This window comes from Micromonospora sp. CNZ322, assembly GCF_007827755.1.
The window spans coordinates 107,750-129,691 of the sequence record NZ_VITD01000001.1 but is presented as its reverse complement, the minus strand read 5'-3'; the positions used below and the strand labels follow the sequence as shown (position 1 = coordinate 129,691).

The 21,942-nt window shown below is 71.7% G+C and carries 20 protein-coding genes; 16 read left to right on the top strand and 4 right to left on the bottom strand.

Annotated features, from left to right (window positions below):
* Positions 1–2: 2 nt before the first annotated feature.
* The 3 genes from FB453_RS00590 to FB453_RS00580 all read right to left on the bottom strand — a co-directional run bounded on the left by FB453_RS00590 (position 3) and on the right by FB453_RS00580 (position 3,978).
* Positions 3–1,580 carry an MDR family MFS transporter gene (locus FB453_RS00590; protein ID WP_486480153.1) on the bottom strand — a complete coding sequence of 526 codons (1,578 nt, stop codon included), beginning with the start codon at positions 1,578–1,580 and terminating at the stop codon, positions 3–5.
* A gap of 219 nt (positions 1,581–1,799) precedes the next feature.
* On the bottom strand, positions 1,800–2,240 hold the full coding sequence (locus tag FB453_RS00585) for a MarR family winged helix-turn-helix transcriptional regulator (RefSeq protein ID WP_238681244.1): 441 nt from the start codon (positions 2,238–2,240) through the stop codon (positions 1,800–1,802).
* A gap of 10 nt (positions 2,241–2,250) precedes the next feature.
* Entirely contained in the window at positions 2,251–3,978 is a 1,728-nt protein-coding gene (locus FB453_RS00580; RefSeq protein ID WP_145786766.1) for an alkaline phosphatase D family protein, read from the bottom strand.
* A gap of 151 nt (positions 3,979–4,129) precedes the next feature.
* Between FB453_RS00580 and ftsY the strand changes: the two genes are divergently transcribed.
* From ftsY to FB453_RS00535, 9 genes are all read left to right on the top strand, one after another.
* Positions 4,130–5,311 (top strand): signal recognition particle-docking protein FtsY, encoded by a 1,182-nt coding sequence (gene ftsY, locus FB453_RS00575; RefSeq protein WP_112603473.1) that lies wholly within the window; start codon positions 4,130–4,132, stop codon positions 5,309–5,311.
* 6 nt (positions 5,312–5,317) lie between these two features.
* Positions 5,318–6,181: a phosphotransferase gene (locus tag FB453_RS00570; RefSeq protein WP_181539524.1), complete on the top strand. Its 864-nt coding sequence runs from the start codon at positions 5,318–5,320 to the stop codon at positions 6,179–6,181.
* A gap of 275 nt (positions 6,182–6,456) precedes the next feature.
* Positions 6,457–7,869: an ammonium transporter gene (locus FB453_RS00565; protein WP_145786764.1), complete on the top strand. Its 1,413-nt coding sequence runs from the start codon at positions 6,457–6,459 to the stop codon at positions 7,867–7,869.
* A 25-nt stretch (positions 7,870–7,894) separates the two neighbouring features.
* The gene (locus FB453_RS00560; protein WP_172862163.1) at positions 7,895–8,233 is read left to right on the top strand and encodes a P-II family nitrogen regulator; all 339 of its coding nucleotides are present in this window, start codon (positions 7,895–7,897) and stop codon (positions 8,231–8,233) included.
* Positions 8,234–8,249: 16 nt separating this feature from the next.
* Complete coding sequence (locus FB453_RS00555; protein WP_145786762.1) at positions 8,250–10,580, top strand: [protein-PII] uridylyltransferase; 2,331 nt, start codon at positions 8,250–8,252, stop codon at positions 10,578–10,580.
* A 528-nt stretch (positions 10,581–11,108) separates the two neighbouring features.
* A complete protein-coding gene (locus FB453_RS00550; protein WP_225855468.1) occupies positions 11,109–12,272 on the top strand; it encodes a sensor histidine kinase in 1,164 nt (387 codons plus the stop codon).
* Entirely contained in the window at positions 12,269–12,925 is a 657-nt protein-coding gene (locus FB453_RS00545; protein WP_112581986.1) for a response regulator transcription factor, read from the top strand. The genes FB453_RS00550 and FB453_RS00545 overlap by 4 nt, the downstream gene beginning before the upstream one ends.
* A 114-nt stretch (positions 12,926–13,039) precedes the next feature.
* Positions 13,040–14,599: a signal recognition particle protein gene (ffh, locus tag FB453_RS00540; protein WP_145786760.1), complete on the top strand. Its 1,560-nt coding sequence runs from the start codon at positions 13,040–13,042 to the stop codon at positions 14,597–14,599.
* Positions 14,600–14,664: 65 nt separating this feature from the next.
* Positions 14,665–15,744, top strand: coding sequence for an amidohydrolase family protein (locus FB453_RS00535; RefSeq protein WP_145786758.1), 1,080 nt, complete (start codon positions 14,665–14,667; stop codon positions 15,742–15,744).
* 290 nt (positions 15,745–16,034) lie between these two features.
* Here FB453_RS00535 and FB453_RS00530 read toward each other — a convergent pair whose 3' ends face one another.
* The gene (locus tag FB453_RS00530) at positions 16,035–16,631 is read right to left on the bottom strand and encodes a TetR family transcriptional regulator (RefSeq protein ID WP_145786756.1); all 597 of its coding nucleotides are present in this window, start codon (positions 16,629–16,631) and stop codon (positions 16,035–16,037) included.
* 229 nt (positions 16,632–16,860) lie between these two features.
* Between FB453_RS00530 and proS the strand changes: the two genes are divergently transcribed.
* From proS to rplS, 7 genes are all read left to right on the top strand, one after another.
* Entirely contained in the window at positions 16,861–18,267 is a 1,407-nt protein-coding gene (gene proS, locus FB453_RS00525; protein ID WP_112588417.1) for a proline--tRNA ligase, read from the top strand.
* A gap of 1 nt (position 18,268) precedes the next feature.
* A complete protein-coding gene (locus tag FB453_RS00520) occupies positions 18,269–18,937 on the top strand; it encodes a ribonuclease FAU-1 family protein (RefSeq protein ID WP_486480118.1) in 669 nt (222 codons plus the stop codon).
* Between the two features lie 229 nt (positions 18,938–19,166).
* Positions 19,167–19,667, top strand: coding sequence for a 30S ribosomal protein S16 (gene rpsP / locus FB453_RS00515; protein ID WP_145786754.1), 501 nt, complete (start codon positions 19,167–19,169; stop codon positions 19,665–19,667).
* Positions 19,642–19,902 carry an RNA-binding protein gene (locus FB453_RS00510; RefSeq protein WP_186718042.1) on the top strand — a complete coding sequence of 87 codons (261 nt, stop codon included), beginning with the start codon at positions 19,642–19,644 and terminating at the stop codon, positions 19,900–19,902. The genes rpsP and FB453_RS00510 overlap by 26 nt, the downstream gene beginning before the upstream one ends.
* On the top strand, positions 19,902–20,504 hold the full coding sequence (gene rimM, locus FB453_RS00505; RefSeq protein WP_145786752.1) for a ribosome maturation factor RimM: 603 nt from the start codon (positions 19,902–19,904) through the stop codon (positions 20,502–20,504). Before FB453_RS00510 ends, rimM begins: the two co-directional genes overlap by 1 nt.
* Before the next feature lie 11 nt (positions 20,505–20,515).
* On the top strand, positions 20,516–21,289 hold the full coding sequence (gene trmD / locus FB453_RS00500) for a tRNA (guanosine(37)-N1)-methyltransferase TrmD (protein WP_145786750.1): 774 nt from the start codon (positions 20,516–20,518) through the stop codon (positions 21,287–21,289).
* Positions 21,290–21,432: 143 nt separating this feature from the next.
* Complete coding sequence (rplS, locus tag FB453_RS00495) at positions 21,433–21,789, top strand: 50S ribosomal protein L19 (RefSeq protein WP_007456548.1); 357 nt, start codon at positions 21,433–21,435, stop codon at positions 21,787–21,789.
* Positions 21,790–21,942: the final 153 nt, after the last annotated feature.

Here is a 21,942-nt window from a genome sequence, read left to right as displayed (position 1 = left end):
CCTCACCTCTGCTCGCCGGTACGGATCACGGATGCGCCAGCGCCGGCAGCGACTGTCGATTCCCGCTCGACCTGGTCGGAAACCGGGTTGCCGTTGTGCTGGCGCAGTGGCACCTCCTTGATGAAGGCCACCGCGATCAGCGCGATCAGCGCGAACGGGGCGGCAGCCAGGAAGATGTCACCAGCGCCGTGGCCGTACGCGCTCTCCACCACCGCCCGCAGCGGGCCGGGCAGGGTGTGCACGTCGGGCAGGGCGCCGCCGCTGCCCGAGCTGGAGGCGGGGATGCCGAGTTGGGCCAGCCCGTCGGCGGTGTAGTCCTTGACCTTGTGGGCGAGCACCGCGCCGAGGGCGGAGACGCCGATCGCGCCACCCAGGCTGCGGAAGAACGCCACCACCGAGCTGGCTGCGCCGAGTTCGTGCGGGCCGACGGTGTTCTGCACGGCGAGGACCAGGTTCTGCATGGTCATGCCCAGGCCGACGCCGATCAGCAGCATGTAGACGCTGAGCAGTGTGAAGCTGGTGTCGGCGCGGAGGGTGCCCATCAGCGCGAAGCCGATGGTGAGCAGCGCCGACCCGATCACCAGGTACCGCTTCCAGCGACCGGTCTTGGTGATGACCCGCCCGATGACAGTGGAGGCGACCAGCAGGCCGAGGATCATCGGCAGGGTCATCAGACCGGACATGGTGGGGCTCTGCCCGCGGCTGATCTGGAAGTACTGGCCCAGGAAGATCGATGCGCCGAACATGCCCACACCGACCGCGATGCTGGCGATGACGGCGAGGGTGATGGTGCGGTTGCGGAACAGCCGTGGCGGGATCATCGGCTCGGCGGCCCGGGTCTCGACCCGGATGGCCAGCGCGCCGAGGACCAGCGCGCCGACGACCATGGCGGCGGTCTGCCAGGAGGCCCAGGCGAACTGGTCGCCAGCGAGCGAGACCCAGATCAGCAGCACCGAGACGGCCGCGGTGATCAGAGTGGCGCCCCACCAGTCGATCTCGGCCTTCCGCTTGACCACCGGCAGGTGCAGGGTCTTCTGGAGCACGATCAGCGCGATGATGGCGAACGGCACGCCGACGTAAAAGCACCAGCGCCAGCCGAGCCAGGAGGTGTCCACGATCACGCCGCCGATCAGCGGGCCACCGATGGTGCCGACGGCCATCACGGCGCCGAGGTACCCGCTGTAACGGCCGCGTTCGCGGGGCGCGATCATCGTGGCCATGATCACCTGGGCCAGCGCGGTGAGACCGCCGGCGCCGACGCCCTGGAGCACCCGGCAGGCGATCAGCTCACCGGTGCCCTGGGCGAGGCCGGCCAGCACCGAGCCCAGCACGTAGATCCCCAGGGCCAGCTGGACCAGGGTCTTCTTACTGGTCAGGTCGGCCAGCTTGCCCCAGATGGGGGTGGTCGCGGTGGTCGCGAGCAGGGCCGAGGTCACCACCCAGGTGTACGCGGACTGGCCGCCGTGCAGTTCGGTGATGATCCGCGGCAGCGCGTTCGAGATGACCGTGGAGGAGAGGATCGCGACGAACAGGCCCAGCAGCAGGCCGGAGAGTGCTTCCAGGATCTGCCGGTGGGTCATGGTCACGGCGGTCGCCTGGGGAGGCACTGTCGCCTGGCTCATCGTTTGTTGCCTCCGAGCGGAGTCGAGGTGGAACGGCGGGGCTGGTACGCACGGGCCGCCTGTGAGTTGCCTGAGGCAACCGTATTACTTGGTTGCCTGAAGCAACAACTTGTCGGACCGGCACCCTATTCCCGGTTCCGGTGCGGCTACTGCCAGGAGTTCCCTGGCACCGTGCTGCTACTGCCAGGAGTCGTTGAACCGGCCGAGCAGCCGGGCGAACTCCTCGACGTCCCGCTCCGGCCAGCCGTCCAGAGCGCGCAGGAACTCGCCCAGCCGGGCCGCGCGGGCCACGTCGAACCGGCGCTGCCCCTCGTCGGTGAGGCTGATCTGCGCGGCCCGCCGGTCACTCGGATCGGGGTCGCGGTGCACCAGCCCGAGGACTTCCAGGGCGTTGATCTGCCGGCTCAGCGTCCCCTTGCCCACGCCCAGCCGCGCCGCCAACTCGGTCAACCGGATCGACCCGCTACGCCGCAACCAGAGCAGCAACCCGTAGGTGTTCGGCTCCAGGTTCGGGTGCACCTCCCGGGCGATCTCCCAGGAGACCGCCCGGCCACGGCGCAGCAGAGCGGTCAACTCGTGCTCGACCGCCCGGATCGGCTCCGGCAGGTGCTCGTCCACGGCGTAGAGACTACGGCGCGACCGACTCTCCGGCGCCGGAGAGTCGACGCCGCATCACCGGGCGTAGGTGCCCGTCCTTGGTGGTGCCCTCGATGACCACGTCGGCCCCGCGCCCGTGATGGGTCAGGGTGGCGACGGCGTTACCGAAGTACGGGCCCGCCAGCTTGCGCCAGCGCACCCCCGGTCGACGTACGCCCGCCGAACGGGCCAGCGCCCGGGTGGCCCCGGCGGGACCGGGCGACCAGCCCAGCCGCATCAGCGGACGGATGCCCGCCGGCACCTGGTTGTGGATCGGCGAACAGGTGAGCTGGTGCACCGGGGTCACCACCGCCGGGTCCGCGAACCGGGCCCGCGCCACGTACGAGTGGTGCACATCCCCGGAGAGCACGCTGATCGACGCCGGTGGGGCGTACGCCGGGCCGGCCCCGATCCGCGCGCCGGACTGCCGCGGCGTGCCGGTGCCGATGCGGGCGAACGTCTCCGCGAGCGCCTCGAAGGACCGCCGGAACGCCGCCCAGTGCTCCAGGTCCAGGGCGCGGCGCAGCTTCTCCGCCCCGCGCGCCACCCACGGTCGGCGTGAGTCCGCCAGTTTCTCGTTCCATGCCTCGATGTGGTGGATGCCCTGCGGCAACAGCCAGGGCAGCGAGGCGCCCACCACCAGGTGGTCGTAGACCCCGTGCGCCTGGTCGAGGAACCAGGCCCACTCGCCGGGCGGCAGCATCGCCCGGCTGTTGGGCTCGAGCACCCGGCTGCACCGGTTGTCCAGCATGACCAGCCGGGTCCGGCCCAGGTCCAGTGCGTAGCTCCACTGGTACTGCACCGCGCGCCAGCGTTCGGTGTCGTGCGCCAGGTCGGACTCCTGGTCGACCCGGTGACCGAACTCGCGCAGCACGCTGGTGGCGTCCTCGGCGGCGGCGACCTTCGCGAAGACCGGATCGGCGACGATCTCGTCGGGGGAGAGGTTGCCCAGGTGCTGGTAGACCCAGTACGAGGCGAGCCCGCTGCCGATCCGCTCCTGCCACCACGGCTGCTCGCGCACCTCGGCTCGCCACGCCGCCGAGGTGTTCCAGTCGTCGATGATCTCGTGATCGTCGAAGATCATCACGCTGGGCACCGTGGAGAGCAGCCAGCGGATCTCCGGGTCACGCCAGGACTCCAGGTAGAGCTTGGTGTACTCGTCGAAGCTCACCACCTGGTCGGCCGGAGCACCCTTCGGCCGCCGCCGCCGTCGGCGCAGCAGTCGGCGCACGGTGGGCGAGGTGACGTCGGCGTAGACCTGGTCACCGAGCAGCACCAGCAGATCGGGCAGCGGGTTCGACTCCGGGTCGGCCATCAGCCGCCGGGCGTACGCGTCCAGCGCGTCCGGTGGCAGTTTGCGGGTGGTGGCGTGCTGGGTGGTCTCGCGACACGAGCCGAAGATCAGATTTACCGGCTGGTCCCGATCGTCGGCGGCCCGGGTGCGGATCACGCTCGGCGGGAACCCGCTGCTCGGCACCGGCCAGACGATCTCGTCGTCGACCAGCACCTCGTAGGTGGTCGCGCTGTCCGGGGCAAGGCCCTCGACCACCACGAGGGCGTAGTGGTGGTCGTACGCCGAGAAGGTGGGCGCGGTGCCGGTGGCGCCGCCGGCGGTGCGGACGGTGACCACGGCGGGCGCCGCCGTCTCCACCCAGATCGTCGCCCGGGTGTCCACCACTCGCCGCAGAAGTGGGCCGATGAGGAGGTGTGCGGCGGGCATGCGGCCGAGCCTACCGCCGGTTCGCTGGTGCCGGCCGGGTGCGGTGCTGAGACCCCCAGTACCGCGCGCGGGAGCGGTGGGCTGAGGCTCCGGGCACAGCTCGGGGTGCGGTGGCTGGGACGCCGCCGCCGGCATCTGACAGGATTCCGGCATGGCCGAATATCTCGTCCTCGCTCTGGTCCTGCTCGGTGTGCTGATCGCCGGCACAGTCGGGCTGGTCGTGCCGCGATTGCGGCGACGGCCCGAGCCCCCGCTGCCACGCACGGAGGTCGACACCAGGGCCGAGGAGGATCTCGCCGGCCCGCCGGTCGAGGCACCGGAGTCCGATCTGTCCACCGGCGTCCTGGTCGAGCCGCCGCCGGTGCTCGAACCACAGGTCGAGGTCCCCGAGCCGACCGCCGGGCGGCTGGTCCGGCTCCGCTCGCGGCTGTCGCGCTCACAGAACGTGTTCGGCAAGAGCCTGCTCGGCCTGCTCGCCCGCGACCACCTCGACGAGGACGTCTGGGAGGAGATCGAGGACAGCCTGATCACCGCCGACGTCGGCGTCGACGCCACCCGCGACATCGTCGACCGGCTCCGCGAGCGCACCCGGGTACTCGGCACCCGCTCGGCCTCCGAGCTGCGGGCCCTGCTCGCCGCCGAGCTGGTCAACGCGCTCGACCCGAGCCTGGACCGCTCGTTGCGGACCGCCCCCAAGGACGGCGTGCCGGCGGTGGTCCTGGTCGTCGGCGTCAACGGCGCGGGCAAGACCACCACCTGTGGCAAGATCGCCCGGGTGCTGGTGGCCGACGGACGCAGCGTGCTGCTCGGCGCGGCGGACACCTTCCGGGCCGCCGCGGCCGACCAACTGGAGACCTGGGGCTCGCGCGTCGGAGCCGAGACCGTGCGGGGGCCCGAGGCCGCCGACCCGGCAAGCGTCGCCTTCGACGCCGTCAAGCGCGGCATCGACACCGGCGTGGACACCGTGCTCATCGACACCGCCGGCCGCCTGCAGAACAAGGTCGGCCTGATGGACGAGCTGGGCAAGGTCAAGCGCGTGGTGGAGAAGCAGGGCCCGATCGACGAGACACTGCTCATCCTGGACGCCACCACCGGGCAGAACGGCCTGGAGCAGGCCCGGGTCTTCACCGAGGTGGTCAACGTGACCGGTGTGGTGCTGACCAAGCTCGACGGCACCGCCAAGGGTGGCATCGTGATCGCCGTGCAGCGCAAGCTCGGCATCCCCGTGAAGCTGGTCGGCCTCGGCGAAGGCAAGGACGACCTGGCCCCGTTCGACCCGGCGCAGTTCGTCGACGCGTTGCTGGGGACCGAGGCCACCGGCCGGGACGCGTAGTCTCGGGTGACCACTGACGATCGCGCGTACGCGGGCTGGCGTGACCCCGGCCATCCTTCGCAGCGCCTCGGGAGACCGTACGTGACTTCGCAGGAGATCCCGCTGCACGGCGGCAACGTGAGCACCGTTGTCCGCGTGGGTGACACGGTCCGGCGCAACGCCGGGCCCTGGACCCCGTCCGTGCACGCGCTGCTGCGCCACCTGGAGTACGTGGGGTTCACCGGCGCCCCCCGGGCGCTCGGGATGGACGAGCGCAACCGTGAGGTGCTGTCGTACCTGGAGGGGGAGTGCGGAGAATATCCGCTCGCCCCGCACTGGGTGACCGACGAGGCCCTGGTCACCGTCGCCACCATGCTGCGGATGTTCCACGACGCGCAGTACGGCTTCACCCCTCCGCAGGCGGCGGTCTGGCGCTCGTTCGGGCCCCCACCACCGGACACCGAGGTGATCTGCCACCACGACGCCGCGCCGCACAACGTGATCTGGCGTCCGGACGGCACCCTCGGGCTGATCGACTTCGACCTCGCCTCGCCCGGAGCGCGGATCTACGACGTGGCGTACGCGGCCTGGACCTGGGTGCCGATCTTCGCGGACCGGGACTCGATCACGCTGGGCTGGAAGCACCCGGACCGCCCGCGCCGCCTCCGGCTCTTCGCCGACGCGTACGGGCTGATCCCCCGGGACCGGCACCGGCTGATCCGGACCATCCGTAAACGGATCGTGGACCACGTCGAGGGGATCCGACGGATGGCCGCCGCCGGTGAGCCGGCGTTCGTCCGGATCGTGCACAAGGGCCACCTGCGTCGGCCGATGCGCGATCTGCGGCTGCTCGACTACGAGCGGCACGCCCTGGAGAACGCCCTCCGCTGAGTGCCGGTCGGGCGATGCTCGGCCGGGCCGGTCACGCGCACCGGTCGATGCCGCTGACCGGTCAGCCATCGACGGTCGCCGTCCGGTCGATCCACAGTCGTCCATGCTGATGACTGTGCGGAGTTCGTGACACGTCCGAAACAACCCGTCACGAAACGGAAACCCGCACGGGACCCAAAGTGAAACAGCCGGCCGCGAAGCTTCCGCGCAACCGGCCTACGGGCGACGCTGCCCCGGAAAGCCGCGAAGGAGGACTTCACCTTTAGGAGGCCAGCGTGCCTGAAGCACCGACGATCGACGGCGCCAATACCACGTGGCTGCTGGTTTCGACCGCGCTCGTGCTGCTCATGACCCCCGGACTGGCGCTGTTCTACGGCGGCCTCAACCGGGCCAAGGGCGTACTCAACATGATGATGATGAGCTTCTCGGCTATCGGGCTCATCTCTATTCTGTGGTGGTTCTACGGATTCAGCGTCGCCTTCGGGGCCGACGTGAACGGCTTCTGGGGCGACCCGGGCGTGTACCTCGGCACCAAGACCTTCCTCGCCGAAACCGACCTGTGGGGTGCCACGGCGGAGAACCCCAGCGGCATCGGCGTCCCGCTCTACGTGTTCATGGCCTTCCAGATGGTCTTCGCGGTGATCACCGTCGCGCTGATCAGCGGTGCCATCGCCGACCGGGCCAAGTTCGCCGGTTGGCTGCTGTTCGCCTTCGGCTGGGCCACCCTGGTCTACTTCCCGGTCGCTCACTGGGTGTGGGGCGGCGGCATCATCGGCGGCGACATCCACGCACTGGACTTCGCCGGTGGCACCGCGGTGCACATCAACGCCGGTGCGGCGGCCCTGGCCGTGGTCCTGGTCCTCGGAAAGCGGCTCGGTTGGCCGCGTGAGGGCATGAAGCCGCACAACATCCCGCTTGTCGCGCTCGGTGCTGGTCTGCTGTGGTTCGGCTGGTTCGGGTTCAACGCCGGCTCGGAGCTGACCGTCGACTCGGTCGCCGGCCTCGCCTTCATCAACACCCAGCTCGCCACGGCGGCGGCGGTGCTCGGCTGGATCGCTGTCGAGTGGGTCAAGGACCGGAAGCCGACGATGGTCGGTGCCTCGTCCGGCGCCGTCGCCGGCCTGGTCGCCATCACCCCGGCCTGCGGTTTCATCGCACCGTGGGCGTCCGTCCTGCTCGGCATCGTCGCCGGTGTCGTGTGCGCGCTCGCCGTCAGCCTCAAGTACAAGCTCGGCTACGACGACTCGCTCGACGTGGTCGGCGTGCACTTCGTCGGTGGTTGGATCGGCTCGCTCTGGCTCGGTCTCTTCGCCACCAACTCGGTCAACGCCGCTATCACCGACGTGGTGGGGGCCTCCGACGGCCTCTTCTACGGCGGCGGCGCGACCCAGCTCGGGCGGCAGGCCCTCGCCGGCCTGATCGTCACCGTCTGGTCGTTCGGCATCGCCTGGGTGCTCGCCTTCGTCATCGAGAAGACGATCGGCTTCCGCGTGAAGGCCGAGGCGGAGGTCGAGGGCATCGACATCGCCGAGCACGCCGAGAGCAGCTACGACCTGTCCCCGGCCGGCGGCGGCACGGGCAGCGCGTTCGCGATGGCCGGCATCGGCACCCCCGGTGGCGGCGCGACGAGTGGTGCCAAGCCGGAGGCGGAGCCCGCCGAGCCGGTCAGCGAAAAGGTCGCCGGTTAACGTTCCTGGGATGGAGGGGTTGGACATGAAGCTGGTGACCGCAGTCATCAAGCCGTACCAACTGGACGCGGTGAAGGAGGCCCTGCACGCCCTCGGGGTGGCCGGGCTGACCGTCAGCGAGGTTCAGGGGTACGGGCGGCAGAAGGGGCACACCGAGGTCTACCGGGGTGCCGAGTACACGGTCGAGTTCCTGCCCAAGATCCGGGTCGAGGTGCTCACCGACGAGATCGACGTCGACAAGGTGGTGGACGCCATCGTCGGCGCGGCCCGCACGGGCAAGATCGGTGACGGCAAGGTCTGGGTCACCGGTGTCGAAGAGGTCGTCCGGGTACGTACCGGCGAACGCGGCCTCGACGCACTCTGACGCGGCCACTACCGACATGACCTCGTTGATCAAGAAGAACGCGTCAGGACCCGCCGATGACGGCGACGCGAACCTCTTGATCAACGAGGTCGTCGGCGTTCCCGGGGGGATCGGGGAAGCGGCCCGGCGGGGGCGGGCCGCCGCCTACGACTCGTTCCTCCGGGGGTTGCTGCCGGAGCGGGACGGGGTGGCGCTGCTGGCGGTCGGGGGGTTGGGTCGGCGGCAGTGTGCTCCGTACGGCGACCTCGACCTGGTGCTGCTGCACGCCGGGGTGCCCGGCACTGACGAGTTGGCCGCCTCGGTCTGGTACCCGATCTGGGACGCCGGCCTGCGGCTCGACCATTCCGTACGCACCGTCGCCGAGGCGCTCTCGGTGGCCCAGGACGACGTCAAGGTCGCCCTCGGGCTGCTCGACGCCCGGTTGATCGTGGGGGATCAGGCGCTGGCCGACGCGCTGATCCGCACCGCCGCCGATCACTGGCGACGCACCGCGGTCCGGCACCTGCCCGGCCTGCGGGAGGTCACCGAAGCCCGTTGGCAGTCCCACGGTGAGCTGGCGTTCCTGCTGGAGGGCGACCTCAAGGAGGCCGCCGGTGGTCTGCGTGACGTGGGGCTGCTGCGGGCGATCTCCGCCGCCGGCATCACCGACGCGCTGCGTCCCGCCGTACGCGCCGCCCACCTGCGCCTGTTGGACACCCGCGACGCGCTGCACCAGCAGGTCGGCCGACGGGTCGACCGGCTGGTCGCCCAGGAGCGCGACGGAGTGGCCACCCTGCTCGGCCTGCGACAACTCCAGCCCGGCGCGTCTGACGGCGCGCGGCGGCCTGGAGCCGTCGTGGAAGACGGCGACGCGCTGCTGCGTCGGGTCGCCGGTGACGCCCGCACGGTCAGCCACGCCCTGGACGACGCCTTCCGGGCCGCCGACCGGCTGCGCTCCGGCCGCTCCCGGGGTGGCAACGGCCGCCCCGCCCGCCGCCCGGTCGCCCGCGACGTGGTCGAACACGACGGCGAGTTGGTGCTCGCCCGCACGGCGATCGGGGCGCGCCCTGACCCGAGCCTTTCGCTGCGGGTGGCCGCCGCGTCGGCCACCACCCGGATCCCCATCGCGCGGGCCACCTGCGAGTGGCTGGCGGCGTACTGCCCGCCCCTGCCGGCTCCCTGGCCGGCCGAGGCCCGGGCCGCGCTGATCACCCTGCTCGGCGCCGGCGCCGGCCTGGTGCCCGCCTGGGAGACCTGCGACAGGTACGGGCTGGTCGACGGCTGGCTGCCCGAGTGGACCCGGCTGCGCAGCCTGCCCCAGCACAACCCGGTACACCGCTTCACCCTCGACCGGCACCTCGTGCAGACCGCGCACGAGGCCAGCCGGCACGCCCGGGAGGTGGAGCGCCCCGACCTGCTGCTCCTCGGCGCTCTCCTGCACGACATCGGCAAGGGCCTCCCTGGTGACCACAGCACCGTCGGTGTGCCGGTTGCCCAGGCGGTGGCCACCACTGTCGGTCTGCCCACCGCGGAGGTCGAGCTGATCGGCAAGCTGGTCCGGCTGCACCTGCTGCTGCCCGACGTGGCCACCCGCCGGGACCTGAGCGACCCGGTCACCATCGCCTCGGTGGCCGAGGCGGTCGGTGACACCGGCACCCTCGACGTGCTGCACGCGTTGGTCCGCGCCGACGCGGCGGCGACCGGGCCGGCGGCCTGGTCCGACTGGAAGGGCCGCCTCGTCGCCGAGCTGGTCGCCCGGGTTCGCACCGCGCTGGACACCGGCGTACTCCCCGAGCCACCCGCCCCGAACCCGGAGCTGCTGGCCGGGCCACTGCCGGTCGTCCACCTGACCGGCGACCGGGTGTCGGTCGCGGCGGCCGACCGGCGGGGTCTGCTCGCCACGGTGGCCGGCTGCCTGGCGCTGCACCGGCTGGAGGTGATCTCCGCGGACGCCTCCGCCGTCGACGGCCGGGCCCTGGTCGAGTGCCGGGTGCAGCCCCGCTACGGTCTTCCGCCGGACCCGGTCCCCCTCCGCGCCGACCTGCGCCGGGCGGTCGCCGGCGACGTGTCGGTCATCCAACGGCTGCGCGGCCGTGCGCTCGCCAGCCGTGGCGGTGGCGCGGCTCCACGAGTGGTCTGGCACCGCGAGGCGGCCACCGACGCCGTACTGCTGGAACTGCGCGCCGCCGACGCCGCCGGGCTGCTCTACCGGGTCGCCTGCGCGCTCGACGAGGCCGGCGCCCTGGTCCGCGCGGCCCGCATCTCCACCCTCGGCGCCGACGTGGTCGACGCCTTCTATCTGGTCGGCGGTTGGCCGGACGACGCCACCCGGGCCCGCCTGGAGGCTGCGGTCCTCGCCGCTGTCTGATCCACGGTTGCCGTCCTGGCCAGCGCTGTCGTTCGGGCCAAGGCTGCGGTTTGGGGTCGAGGCGTGCTGCCTCTGCGGCTACCGGTTCTCTTCGGCGACCTCGCGGCCCTGCCACCCGGGGCCAGCCGTGAAGCAGGCCCGCCGGCCCTCGTGCCCCTTTCAGCGCTATACCTCAGAGGCATAAATATGCCTCTGAGGTATAGCGCTCTCCGCGATGTCCGCCGCCGATTGCGTCCGCTGACGTCTGTCAGCTCTGCTTGCCGCCGCCGGCAAGCCCTACCCGCAAGCGCCGCCCGCAAGCCCGTCGGCTAGCAGCGCCGCGCAAGTGGGCGCCGTGAGCGGCCGGGCGGGCAGCGAAGAGCGGGGGCAGGGACGGGGGCGGGCCGTAACCGGCCGGTCCGGACCGCAGGGAGAGGCGCGGGGCGGACAGCGGGGCGGGGCTGCGGCAGCGGGTACGTCCGGGGGCGTAGTGGCGGTGCCGCTCGTGGACGCACGTCGAGCGGCAGCTGCGCGGGCAGAATGACGGCCATGCGACGAGGCGGGCAGTGGCGGTGGCCGGAGGTGGCGGCGGATGCCGCGCTCGCCCTGGTGCTGCTCGCGTTCGGATTGCTCGCCACCGGTCTGGCCGGGGACAACCAGCCGGGGTCGAGGCCGGTGGACGCCGCCAGTCGGCTGCTGATCGCCGTCGCCGCGCTCGCCCTGCTCGTCCGGCGGCGTGCTCCGGTCGCCGCCCTCGCCGTGGTCACCGTGGCCACCTCGACGTACCTGCTGATCGGCTACCCGTACGGGCCGATTCTGGTCACGTTCCTGGTCGCGGTCTACACCGTGGCCGTGTGGCTGCCGGTGCGATCGGCGGCGCTCGCCACCGGCGGCGCGTTCGTTCTGTTGTTGGCGCACGTCTTCTTCGGGCGGGGGCCCGCGCCGGGTTGGACGGGAGTGCTGCCCGCGGCGGCCTGGGTGGTCGTACCGTTCGCGGTGGGGGTGGTGGTGCGGGTGAGCCGTGAGGCGACCGCGCGTACCCGTGCCGAAGAGGCCCGCAGCCGAGTTGAGCAGGCGCGACGGCAGGCCGACGAGGAGCGGCTGCGCATCGCGCAGGAGGTGCACGACGTGGTGGGGCACGGGCTGGCCGCGATCAGCATGCAGGCGGAGATCGCCCTGCACCTGCTGCCGAAGCGGCCGGAGCAGGCGGAGGTGGCCCTGACCGCGATCAGCCGGACCAGCCGCGAGGCGCTGGACGAGCTGCGGGTGACCCTGGGCGCGGTGCGGCGGGGTGCCGAGCGCGAGCCGGTACCCGGCCTGGCCCGGCTCCCCGCGCTGCGCGACCGGCTCGCCGGGGCGGGGCTCGCCGTCGAGGTGCGCGTGGTCGGGCACCCCCGGGAGGTGCCGGCCGCGCTCGACCTGGCCGCGTACCGGGTGGTGCAGGAGGCGTTGACCAACGTGCTGCGTCACGCGGGGGTGGCGAGCGCGGAGGTGACCGTGGACTACCGCGTCGACGAGGTGACCGTCGAGGTCACCGACCGGGGGATGGGCGCCGACCGCGCCGGGACGGCTCCGGCCGACGACGAGGGTGGCCACGGTCTGGCCGGGATGCGCGAGCGGGTCGCGGCGCTGGGCGGGCGGTTGACCACCGGGCCGCGCGCCGGGGGCGGCTTCCGGGTGTACGCCGCGCTGCCCTTGGAGCCGACGACGTGATCCGGGTGCTCATCGTCGACGACCAGGACCTGGTCCGGCTCGGGCTGCGCGCGCTGGTGGAGAGCGAGGACGACCTGGCGCTGGCCGGCGAGGCGTCCGACGGGCTGCGGGCGGTCGAGTTGGCCCGTCGGGAACGGCCGGACGTGGTGCTGATGGACATCCGGATGCCCGGCATCGACGGCATCGAGGCGACCCGCCGTATCGTCGCCGACCCCGATCTGACCGGTACCCGGGTGGTGGTGCTCACCACCTTTGAGCTGGACGAGTACGTCTTCGACGCGCTGCGGCACGGTGCGAGCGGGTTCCTCACCAAGGACACCAGACCGGCTGAGCTGCTGCGCGCGATCCGGCTCGTCGCCGAGGGGGAGGCGCTGCTGTCGCCGTCGGTGACCCGTCGGGTGGTGCGGGAGTTCGCCACCCGGCCGTCCCGGGTGCTTCGTCCGCACCCCCGACTGGGGGCGCTGACCGATCGGGAGCGTCAGGTCGTCGGCCTGGTCGGTGAGGGCCTGAACAACGAGGAGATCGCCGCGCAGTTGGTGGTCAGCCGGGCGACCGCGCGGACCCACGTCAGCCGGGCGATGGGCAAGCTGGGAGCCCGGGATCGGGCCCAGCTCGTCGTGTTCGCGTACCAGTCGGGGTTGGTGTCGGGGTGAGGCCCGGGCCGGGCGACAGCGGCCCTACGGCCGGGCGGTTACCCTAGCGGTGGCCGGACTCCGCAGTGCCGGCCGCGTTGTGCCCGCCGGAACACTGACAAACGGGATGTTCGCGTGTTTGACACCTTGAGTGACCGCCTGTCCGGGATCTTCACCAAGCTCCGCGGCAAGGGGCGGCTCACCGACGCCGACATCGACGCCACCGCGCGCGAGATCCGCCTCGCGCTGCTGGAGGCGGACGTTGCGCTGCCGGTGGTCAAGGGCTTCATCGCGGCCGTCAAGGAGCGGGCCCGCAGCTCCGAGGTTTCCCAGGCGCTGAACCCGGCCCAGCAGATCATCAAGATCGTCAACGAAGAGCTGATCACCGTGCTCGGTGGCGAGGGCCGGCGGCTCCAGTTCGCCAAGCAGCCGCCGACCGTGATCATGCTGGCCGGCCTCCAGGGTTCCGGTAAGACGACCCTCGCCGGCAAGCTGGCCCGCTGGCTCAAGGCCCAGGGGCACCAGCCGCTGCTCGTCGCCGCCGACCTCCAGCGCCCCAACGCCGTCGGGCAGCTCCAGGTGCTCGGTGGCCGGGCCGGTGTCGAGGTGTACGCCCCGGAGCCCGGCAACGGCACCGGTGACCCGGTGCAGGTGGCCCGCGCGTCGATCGAGCACGCGAAGCGCGCCGCACGCGACATCGTCATCGTCGACACCGCGGGCCGGCTCGGCATCGACGCCGAGATGATGCAGCAGGCCGCCGACATCCGCGACGCCGTCTCGCCGGACGAGGTCATCTTCGTCATCGACGCGATGGTCGGTCAGGACGCCGTCCGCACCGCCGAGGCGTTCCGCGACGGCGTCGGCATCACCGGTGTGGTGCTCTCCAAGCTCGACGGCGACGCCCGTGGTGGTGCCGCGCTGTCGGTCCGCGAGGTCACCGGGCAGCCGATCCTGTTCGCCTCCACCGGTGAGAAGCTGGAGGACTTCGACGTCTTCCACCCCGACCGGATGGCCAGCCGGATCCTCGGCATGGGCGACGTCCTCACTCTGATCGAGCAGGCCGAGCAGGCCTTCGACTCCGATCAGAAGGAGAAGATGACCGCCAAGCTGATGGGCGGTGAGCAGTTCACCCTGGACGACTTCCTCGACCAGCTCATCGCGGTGCGGCGGATGGGCCCGATCGCCAACGTGCTGGCCATGATGCCCGGCATGGGGCAGATGAAGGACCAGCTCGCCGAGCTGGACGACAGCCACTTCGACCGGGTCACCGCGATCATCCGGTCGATGACCCCGGGCGAGCGGACCAACCCGAAGATCATCAACGGTTCCCGCCGGGCGCGCATCGCCAACGGCTCCGGGGTCACCGTGATGGACGTCAACCAGCTGCTCAACCGCTTCGCCGACGCGCAGAAGATGATGAAGCAGATGGGCGGCATGATGGGCCTGCCCGGCGGTGGCCGCCGCAAGGCGACCAAGTCGCCGAAGAACAAGCGCAAGGGCACCAAGGGCGGCGGTCGTCCGCGTACCGGCGCCGGCGCCGGGATGCCCGCGGGCTTCCCGGGTGGCATGCCGCAGCTCCCGCCGGGGATGGACCCGAACGACCTCGCTGGCGGCCAGGGCCTGCCGCCCGGCTTCAAGCTCCCGAAGATCGACTTCAACAAGCTCGGCAAGGGCGGCGACAACCGCCCTCGCTGACCTCCGTGCCGGTCGAGGACCACCTGCTCGCCCCCGACGGGGAGTGATCGGGTAGGACTGTGCGCATGGCTCTTCATGTGCGCGGCGTGCTGCTTCCCGACGACGAGGTACGGGATCTCTGGCTGGTCGGCGACCGGGTGACCTTCACCCCGGTGCCCGGTGCGGAGACCGTCGTCGACGGCGGTTTCGTGCTGCCGGGGCTTGTCGACGCGCACTGCCACATCGGCATCGCCCGAGGTGGCGCCCCGATCACCTCGCTCGACCAGGCCCGCGCGTTGGCCCACGTCGACCGGGACGCCGGGGTGCTGGCGATTCGGGACGCCGGCTCGCCGTACCCGTACCCCGAACTCGACGACGAACCGGGCCTGCCGCGACTGGCCCGCGCGGGCCGGCATGTCGCCCCGCCGAAGCGCTACCTGCGCGACATCGGCGTGGAGGTCGACGCGATCGAGGTTGCCGCCACCGTGGCCGCGCAGGCGCAGGCCGGCAACGGCTGGGTCAAGCTGGTCGGCGACTGGATCGACCGGGGCGTCGGTGACCTGGCGCCGGCCTGGGACGCGGACACCCTCACCGCCGCCGTGCGGGCGGCTCACGACGCCGGGGTACGCGCCGCGGTGCACACGTTCTCCGAGTCGGCCGTCGAGATCATGGTGCGGGCCGGGGTGGACTCGGTGGAGCACGGCACCGGGCTCAGCCTCGACCTGATCGACGAGATGGCCCGCCAGGGCACCGCCTTGGTCCCCACAATGATCAACATCGCCACCTTCGGGGGCATCGCCGAGCAGGCGCGGGGCAAGTTCCCCGGGTACGCCGACCACATGCTCGCGCTGCGCGACGGCTTCCCCGAGGTGGTGCGTGCCGCGTACGAGGCTGGGGTGCCCATCTACGTGGGCACCGACGCCGGTGGCGGCATCGATCACGGGCTGGCCGCCGAGGAGATGCTGCTGCTGCACGAACGGGCCGGCATGGCACCCATCGACGTACTCGCCGCCGCCTCCTGGGGCGCTCGCGCGTGGCTCGGCTTCGCCGGCCTGGTCGAAGGCGGCCTCGCCGACCTGACCGTCTACCCCGAAGACCCCCGTAGTGACCTGCGCGTCGTCCGTGCCCCGTCCCGCACGATCCTCCGCGGCCGCGTCATCCGCTGACCCCGCGAGAGCGTCGCCCCGCCGGGCTGTTCCGCGCCGGGCTGTTCCGCGCCGGGCTGTTCCGCGCCGGGCCGTGCGTGCGCCGCAAGATCGCGCTCGAACCAGGATGTAGTGGCCTCGGCGCTTGGGGATGCCACTACATCCAGGATCGAGTGCGATCTTGGAGTGCGGCGAGATCAATGAGGAAGAAGATCCCCGCAACTTCCCGGATGTTGCTGCCTCCTGCGCGCCTGAGGCAGCAACATCCGGGAAGTTGCTCGGATCTTGGTGCGGGGTGCGGGGTGCGGGGGCTAGTGGGCTGGGCGGGCGGCGGCGCTGAAGAGGCGTACGGCAAGGTCGGCGAGGGCCGTGGCGGTCTGCTCGATCGGTTCGCGGGGGAGCACGATGTGGCTGACCACCAGGCGGACGATGGTGTCGGCGGCGAAGGCCAGCGCGGCGTGGTCCGCCCCGGGCAGGTGGTCGCCGGCCCAGTCGATCAGAGCGCCGGACGCCTCGGTGAGCACCACCTCGGCCCGGGTGGTGAGGTACGGCAGTAGCTCGTCCGAGCCGCCTCGGGCGCTGGTCAGGATCGCCTTGATCAGCGGGTTTTCCGCCGCCGTGGTGAGGGTGTGCGCGATAGCCGCGTACGCGCCGGCCCGTACGTCGGTGCCGTGGGCGAGCAGAGCGGCCCGGACGGCGCCGACGAAACGGTCCACCTCGGCGCGGGCGAGCGCCTCGGCCAGCCCGGCCTTGCTGCCGAACTCGTTGTAGACGGTCTGTCGGCTCACCCCGGCGGCAGTGGCGACGGCACCCATCCGGACGCCGTCCCATCCGGTCGCGACGGTCAGCGCACGGGCGGCGTCGACGATGCCGGTCCGTGCCGGGGTGGGCTCCCTCTGCTCAATCATGGTGGTCGAAGTGTAAGTCGGCGTGTCGGCCGGGGCCGGTCGGCGATCGGGCTGGTCGGCTGCCGGGCCCAGCGCACCCAGCTCGCGGCCAGGTGTGCCATATCGGGGGCCTCGGGCCCGGGGCTGGAGCCGCTTCGGCGTGCGGACCGAGGAAGGCCTGGACGGCGGATGCCAATGATGCCGCGCCCGAGCGCACCGCCCTGACGAGCGGCGCATAGGATGTGCGGTCATGGCACGCGTGCTCACTCCCCGTGCGGAGGATTTCCCCCGCTGGTACCAGGACCTGATCGCCAAGGCGAAGCTGGCCGACAACGGCCCGGTTCGCGGCACCATGGTCATCCGACCGGCCGGCTACGCCATCTGGGAGCGTATGCAGGCTGAGATGGACGCTCGGATCAAGGCGGCGGGTGCGGAGAACGCGTACTTCCCGTTGTTCATCCCCGAGAGCTACCTCAAGCGCGAGGCGCAGCACGTCGAGGGCTTCTCGCCGGAGCTGGCGGTCGTCACTCACGGTGGTGGCAAGCCCCTGGCCGAGCCGGTGGTGGTGCGTCCGACCAGCGAGACGGTCATCGGCGAGTTCATGGCCAAGTGGATCGACTCGTACCGGGACCTGCCGCTGCTGCTCAACCAGTGGGCCAACGTGGTCCGGTGGGAGCTTCGTCCGCGGATCTTCCTGCGTACCAGCGAGTTCCTCTGGCAGGAGGGGCACACCGCGCACGCCACCCGTGAGGACGCCCGGGCGTACGCGCGGCGGATCCTGCACGAGGCGTACGAGGACCTGATGGTCAACGTGATCGGCATTCCGGTGGTGGTCGGCCTGAAGACGACGCGCGAGCGCTTCGCCGGGGCGACTGCCACGTACACCTGCGAAGGCATGATGGGCGACGGCAAGGCGTTGCAGCTGGGCACGAGCCACGAGCTGGGCCAGAACTTCGCCAAGGCGTTCGACATCAGCTACTCCTCCAAGGAGGGCGGCCGGGAGCACGCCTGGACCACCTCCTGGGGCACGTCCACCCGGATGCTCGGCGGCCTGATCATGGCGCACGGCGACGACAACGGCCTGCGCGTGCCGCCGAGGCTCGCGCCGATCCAGGCGTACGTCATGATCGTCAAGGACGGCGACGGCGTCGGCGAGGCGGCGGCCAAGCTGCGCGACGGCCTGCGCGACGCCGGTGTCCGGGTCGCGCTCGACGACCGGACCGACACCCCGTTCGGCCGCCGGGCCGTCGACGCCGAGCTGCGCGGCTATCCGGTACGCGTCGAGGTCGGCCCCCGTGACCTGGCCGTGGGCAACGCGACGGTGGTGCGTCGGACCGACGGCTCGAAGACTCCGACGCCGGTGGCGGACGTGGTCACCGCGGTGCTGGCCGCCCTGGAGACCGACCAGCAGGTGCTGCACGACCAGGCGCTGGCCAACCGCGAGTCGCGCACCGTGGAGGTGGCGACCCTGGCCGAGGCGATCGAGGCCGCCGCGACCGGCTGGGCGCGGGTGCCGTGGTCGGCGGTCGGCGTGGCCGGTGAGGCGGAGGCGAACGGTCAGGGCGTCACGGTGCGCTGCCTGCTGCGCGCCGACGGTTCGGTACCGGACTCGGAGGACGAGCCGGATCTGGTCGCCATCCTCGCCCGCGCCTACTGAGGTGCGGCCGGGCAACCCCGTCGACCGGTTCGAGCCGGGTCGGCTGATCTTGCATCGGAACGTGCGGCACGGCCGGATCGGGTGGGCCCGGCCGGCCCGCGTGGTCAGCGACGACGATCGAGGGTTGCTGGTCTGGATCGCCCGGGACTCGCCGGTGGCCCACGAGGTGACCGAGGCCGGGCTGGGGATGCGGGCGATGCCGTTCGCCGAGTGGGTCTCGTCGACGTACCGGTTGGCGCAGGGGCGCTGGAACGGCCCGCCGCTGTTGAAGTTCCTGCCCACGGGGGCGGCGCACTCCGTCTGGTGGTTCCGGGACGCCCAGGGACGGTTCGCCCACTGGTACGTCAACCTCGAGGAGCCCGGTGTCCGCTGGGACGACGGCCCGGTGGCCGGCGTCGACGTGGTGGACCAGGACCTGGACGTGGTGGTGTGGCCGGACCGCAGTTGGGAGTGGAAGGACGAGGGCGAGTTCGTCGAGCGGCTCGCCTTCGGGGCCGACTACTGGGTGACCGACGAGAAGGCGGTCCGCGCCGAGGGGGAGCGGGTGATCGCGCTCGCCGAGGCCGGCGAGTTCCCGTTCGACGGAACCTGGTGTGACTTCACACCCCCTCCGGACTGGGGCATACCGGACAAAATGCCATCGGGATGGGATCGTCCGCCGGTGCGCTGAGCGGTATCCCAGGTCACCGACAATGCGGTGTACGGGTCCGATGCGGGAGATCGGCATCGGATCTGGCAGAATAGGTCGCTGGTATCCGGCGCGCGTCCGGCGCCCTCTAACCCGGGCGCGTCGCCAGTCCACCGAGTAGTCTCCGGCCCAACCCCACGGGCCCGGTCGGCGCTCACCCATGCACACCGTCCGCCTGGGCCGGTGAGATCGCAACAGGAGCGAAACAACTGTGGCCGTAAAGATCCGGCTCCTGCGGATGGGCAAGATCCGCAACCCGCAGTACCGCATCGTCATCGCCGACTCGCGCACCAAGCGTGACGGTCGGGCGATCGAGTTCGTCGGGATTTACCAGCCCAAGGAAGACCCCTCGATCATCGAGGTCAAGTCGGAGCGGGTCCAGTACTGGCTGTCCGTCGGCGCTCAGCCGAGCGAGGCGGTGCAGCGTCTGCTGGAGCTGACCGGTGACTGGCAGAAGTACAAGGGCCTGCCGGCCCCGCCGCCGCTCCTGGTCGCCCCCGAGCGGGCCGACCGCAAGGCGGCGTACGAGGCTGAGGCGAAGGCCGCCGCCGGGCTCGCCCCGGAGACCCCGGCCAAGCCGGCCAAGAAGGCCGCCAAGGCTGCCGAGGCTCCGAAGACCGAGGCTCCGGCTGAGGCTCCGGCCGCCGAGGCGCCGAAGACCGAGGCTCCGGCCGAGGCCCCGGCCGCTGCCGACGCCGGTGAGCAGGCCTGACATGCCACTGCGTCCGGCGTTGGAGCACCTGGTCAAGGGCATCGTCGACCACCCGGACGACGTCCGGGTGCGGCTTGTCGATTCCCGTCGGGGCAAGCGGCTCGAAGTCCGCGTGCACCCCGAGGACCTCGGCACTGTGATCGGGCGGTCCGGCCGGACCGCCAAGGCGCTGCGCCAGGTGATCGGCTCCATCGGCGGGCGCGGGGTTCGCGTCGACATCGTCGACTCGTACTGATGCAGCTCGTCGTCGGCAGGATCGGCAAGCCGCACGGTGTCCGCGGTGAGGTCACCGTGGAAGTGCGGACCGACGAGCCCGAGGCACGGTTCGCCCCTGGCACAGTGCTGCGCACTGAGCCAGGGGCGACACCCCCGCCTGCGCGCAACACTGTGCTGCGCACTGAGCCGGGGGCGACACCCCCGCCAACCAGCGATGAGCCCAGCGTGCCGTTCCGGGTTCCCGCGGAGCTGACCATCGAGGAATCCCGCTTCCACCAGGGTCGGGTGCTGATCGCGTTCGAGGGCATCCTGGACCGCAACACCGCCGAGGCGCTGCGCGGGACGCTGCTCGTGGTGGACAGCGCCGACGTGACCCCACCGGACGACCCGGAGGAGTTCCACGACCACCAGCTGGTCGGGTTGGCCGTGGTGACCCCGGCCGGCGAACGCCTGGGCGAGGTCGCCCGCATCGACCACGCGCCATCGTCCGACCTGCTGGTGCTGCGGCGCCCCGAGGGGCGTACCGCGTTGATCCCGTTCGTCCGGGCGATCGTCCCGGAGGTCGACCTGGCCGGCGGACGTGTGATCGTCGACCCGCCAGCCGGACTGCTCGACCTTTAGGACCAGCCCGCATGCGCGTCGACGTCGTGTCGATCTTTCCGGAGTACTTCGCCCCGCTGGACCTGTCGCTGATCGGACGGGCGCGGGCCAACGGCGTACTCCAGCTCGCCGTGCACGACCTGCGGACCTGGACCCACGACGTGCACCGCACTGTCGACGACACCCCCTACGGTGGCGGGCCGGGAATGGTGATGCGCCCCGAGCCGTGGGGTGAGGCTCTGGACGCTCTCGCGCCGCTCGACGCCCCGCCGCCAAGGCTGCTGGTGCCGTCGCCGGCCGGTGCCCCCTTCACCCAGGCCGTGGCGTACGAGTTGGCGGCCGAGTCGCATCTGCTCTTCGCCTGCGGCCGCTACGAGGGGATCGACCAGCGGGTCCTGGCGCACGCCGCCACCCGGATGCCGGTCACCGAGGTGTCGCTCGGTGACTACGTGCTCTTCGGCGGCGAGGTCGCGGTCCTGGTGATGCTGGAGGCGGTCACCCGGCTGCTGCCCGGGGTGCTGGGCAACGCGGGCTCGTTGGACGAGGAGTCGCACGCGCACGGGCTGCTGGAGGCGCCGATCTACACCAAGCCGCCGAGTTGGCGCGGGCACGACGTGCCGGAGGTACTCCGCTCCGGTGACCACGGCAAGATCGCCCGCTGGCGGCGCGAGGAGGGTCTGCTGCGCACGGCCGCCCGCCGGCCGGACCTGCTGGCCGCGCTGCCGGCCGATCGGCTCGACAAACGGGACATCGCGGCCCTGGACCAGGCCGGATTTCAACCTCCACCGGGGGATGTGGCAAAGTAGGGGGGTTGCCGCATCCGTCCGCGCCCGCGGTCGGCTGCGAGGATCCCCAACCGGGGTCGGTCCGCCGATCACCACCCGGGAATCAGAATCACCCACCCGCGCACCGAGTGACGGTGCGCCGTGAGCCTTACGAGGACGCAGCGATGAACATCCTGGACGCCCTTGACGCCCAGTCGAAGCGGACCGACCTTCCCGACTTCCGGGCCGGTGACACCGTCAAGGTGCACGCCCGCGTCGTCGAGGGCAACCGGTCCCGTGTCCAGATCTTCCAGGGCGTCGTGATCCGCCGCCAGGGTGACGGTCTGCGCGAGACCTTCTCGGTCCGCAAGGTCAGCTTCGGTGTCGGCGTCGAGCGGACCTACCCGCTCAACGGCCCCGGCATCGACCGGATCGAGATCGTGACCCGCGGTGACGTGCGTCGCGCCAAGCTCTACTACCTGCGCGAGCTGCGCGGCAAGAAGGCCAAGATCAAGGAGAAGCGGGAGAAGCAGCCCAGCTGACTTCCCGCTCGCCACGCCGCCCGAGCTGCGCGTATGCCGTACCGACCAGAGCGCACTACCCTGGTCGATACGGGCGCAGCGAGGCGGCGGTCCCGCCCAGTCGGCGGGCAGTTGTCCACTACCGCCCGTGGAGCCTCGACGAGGCTCCCGGGC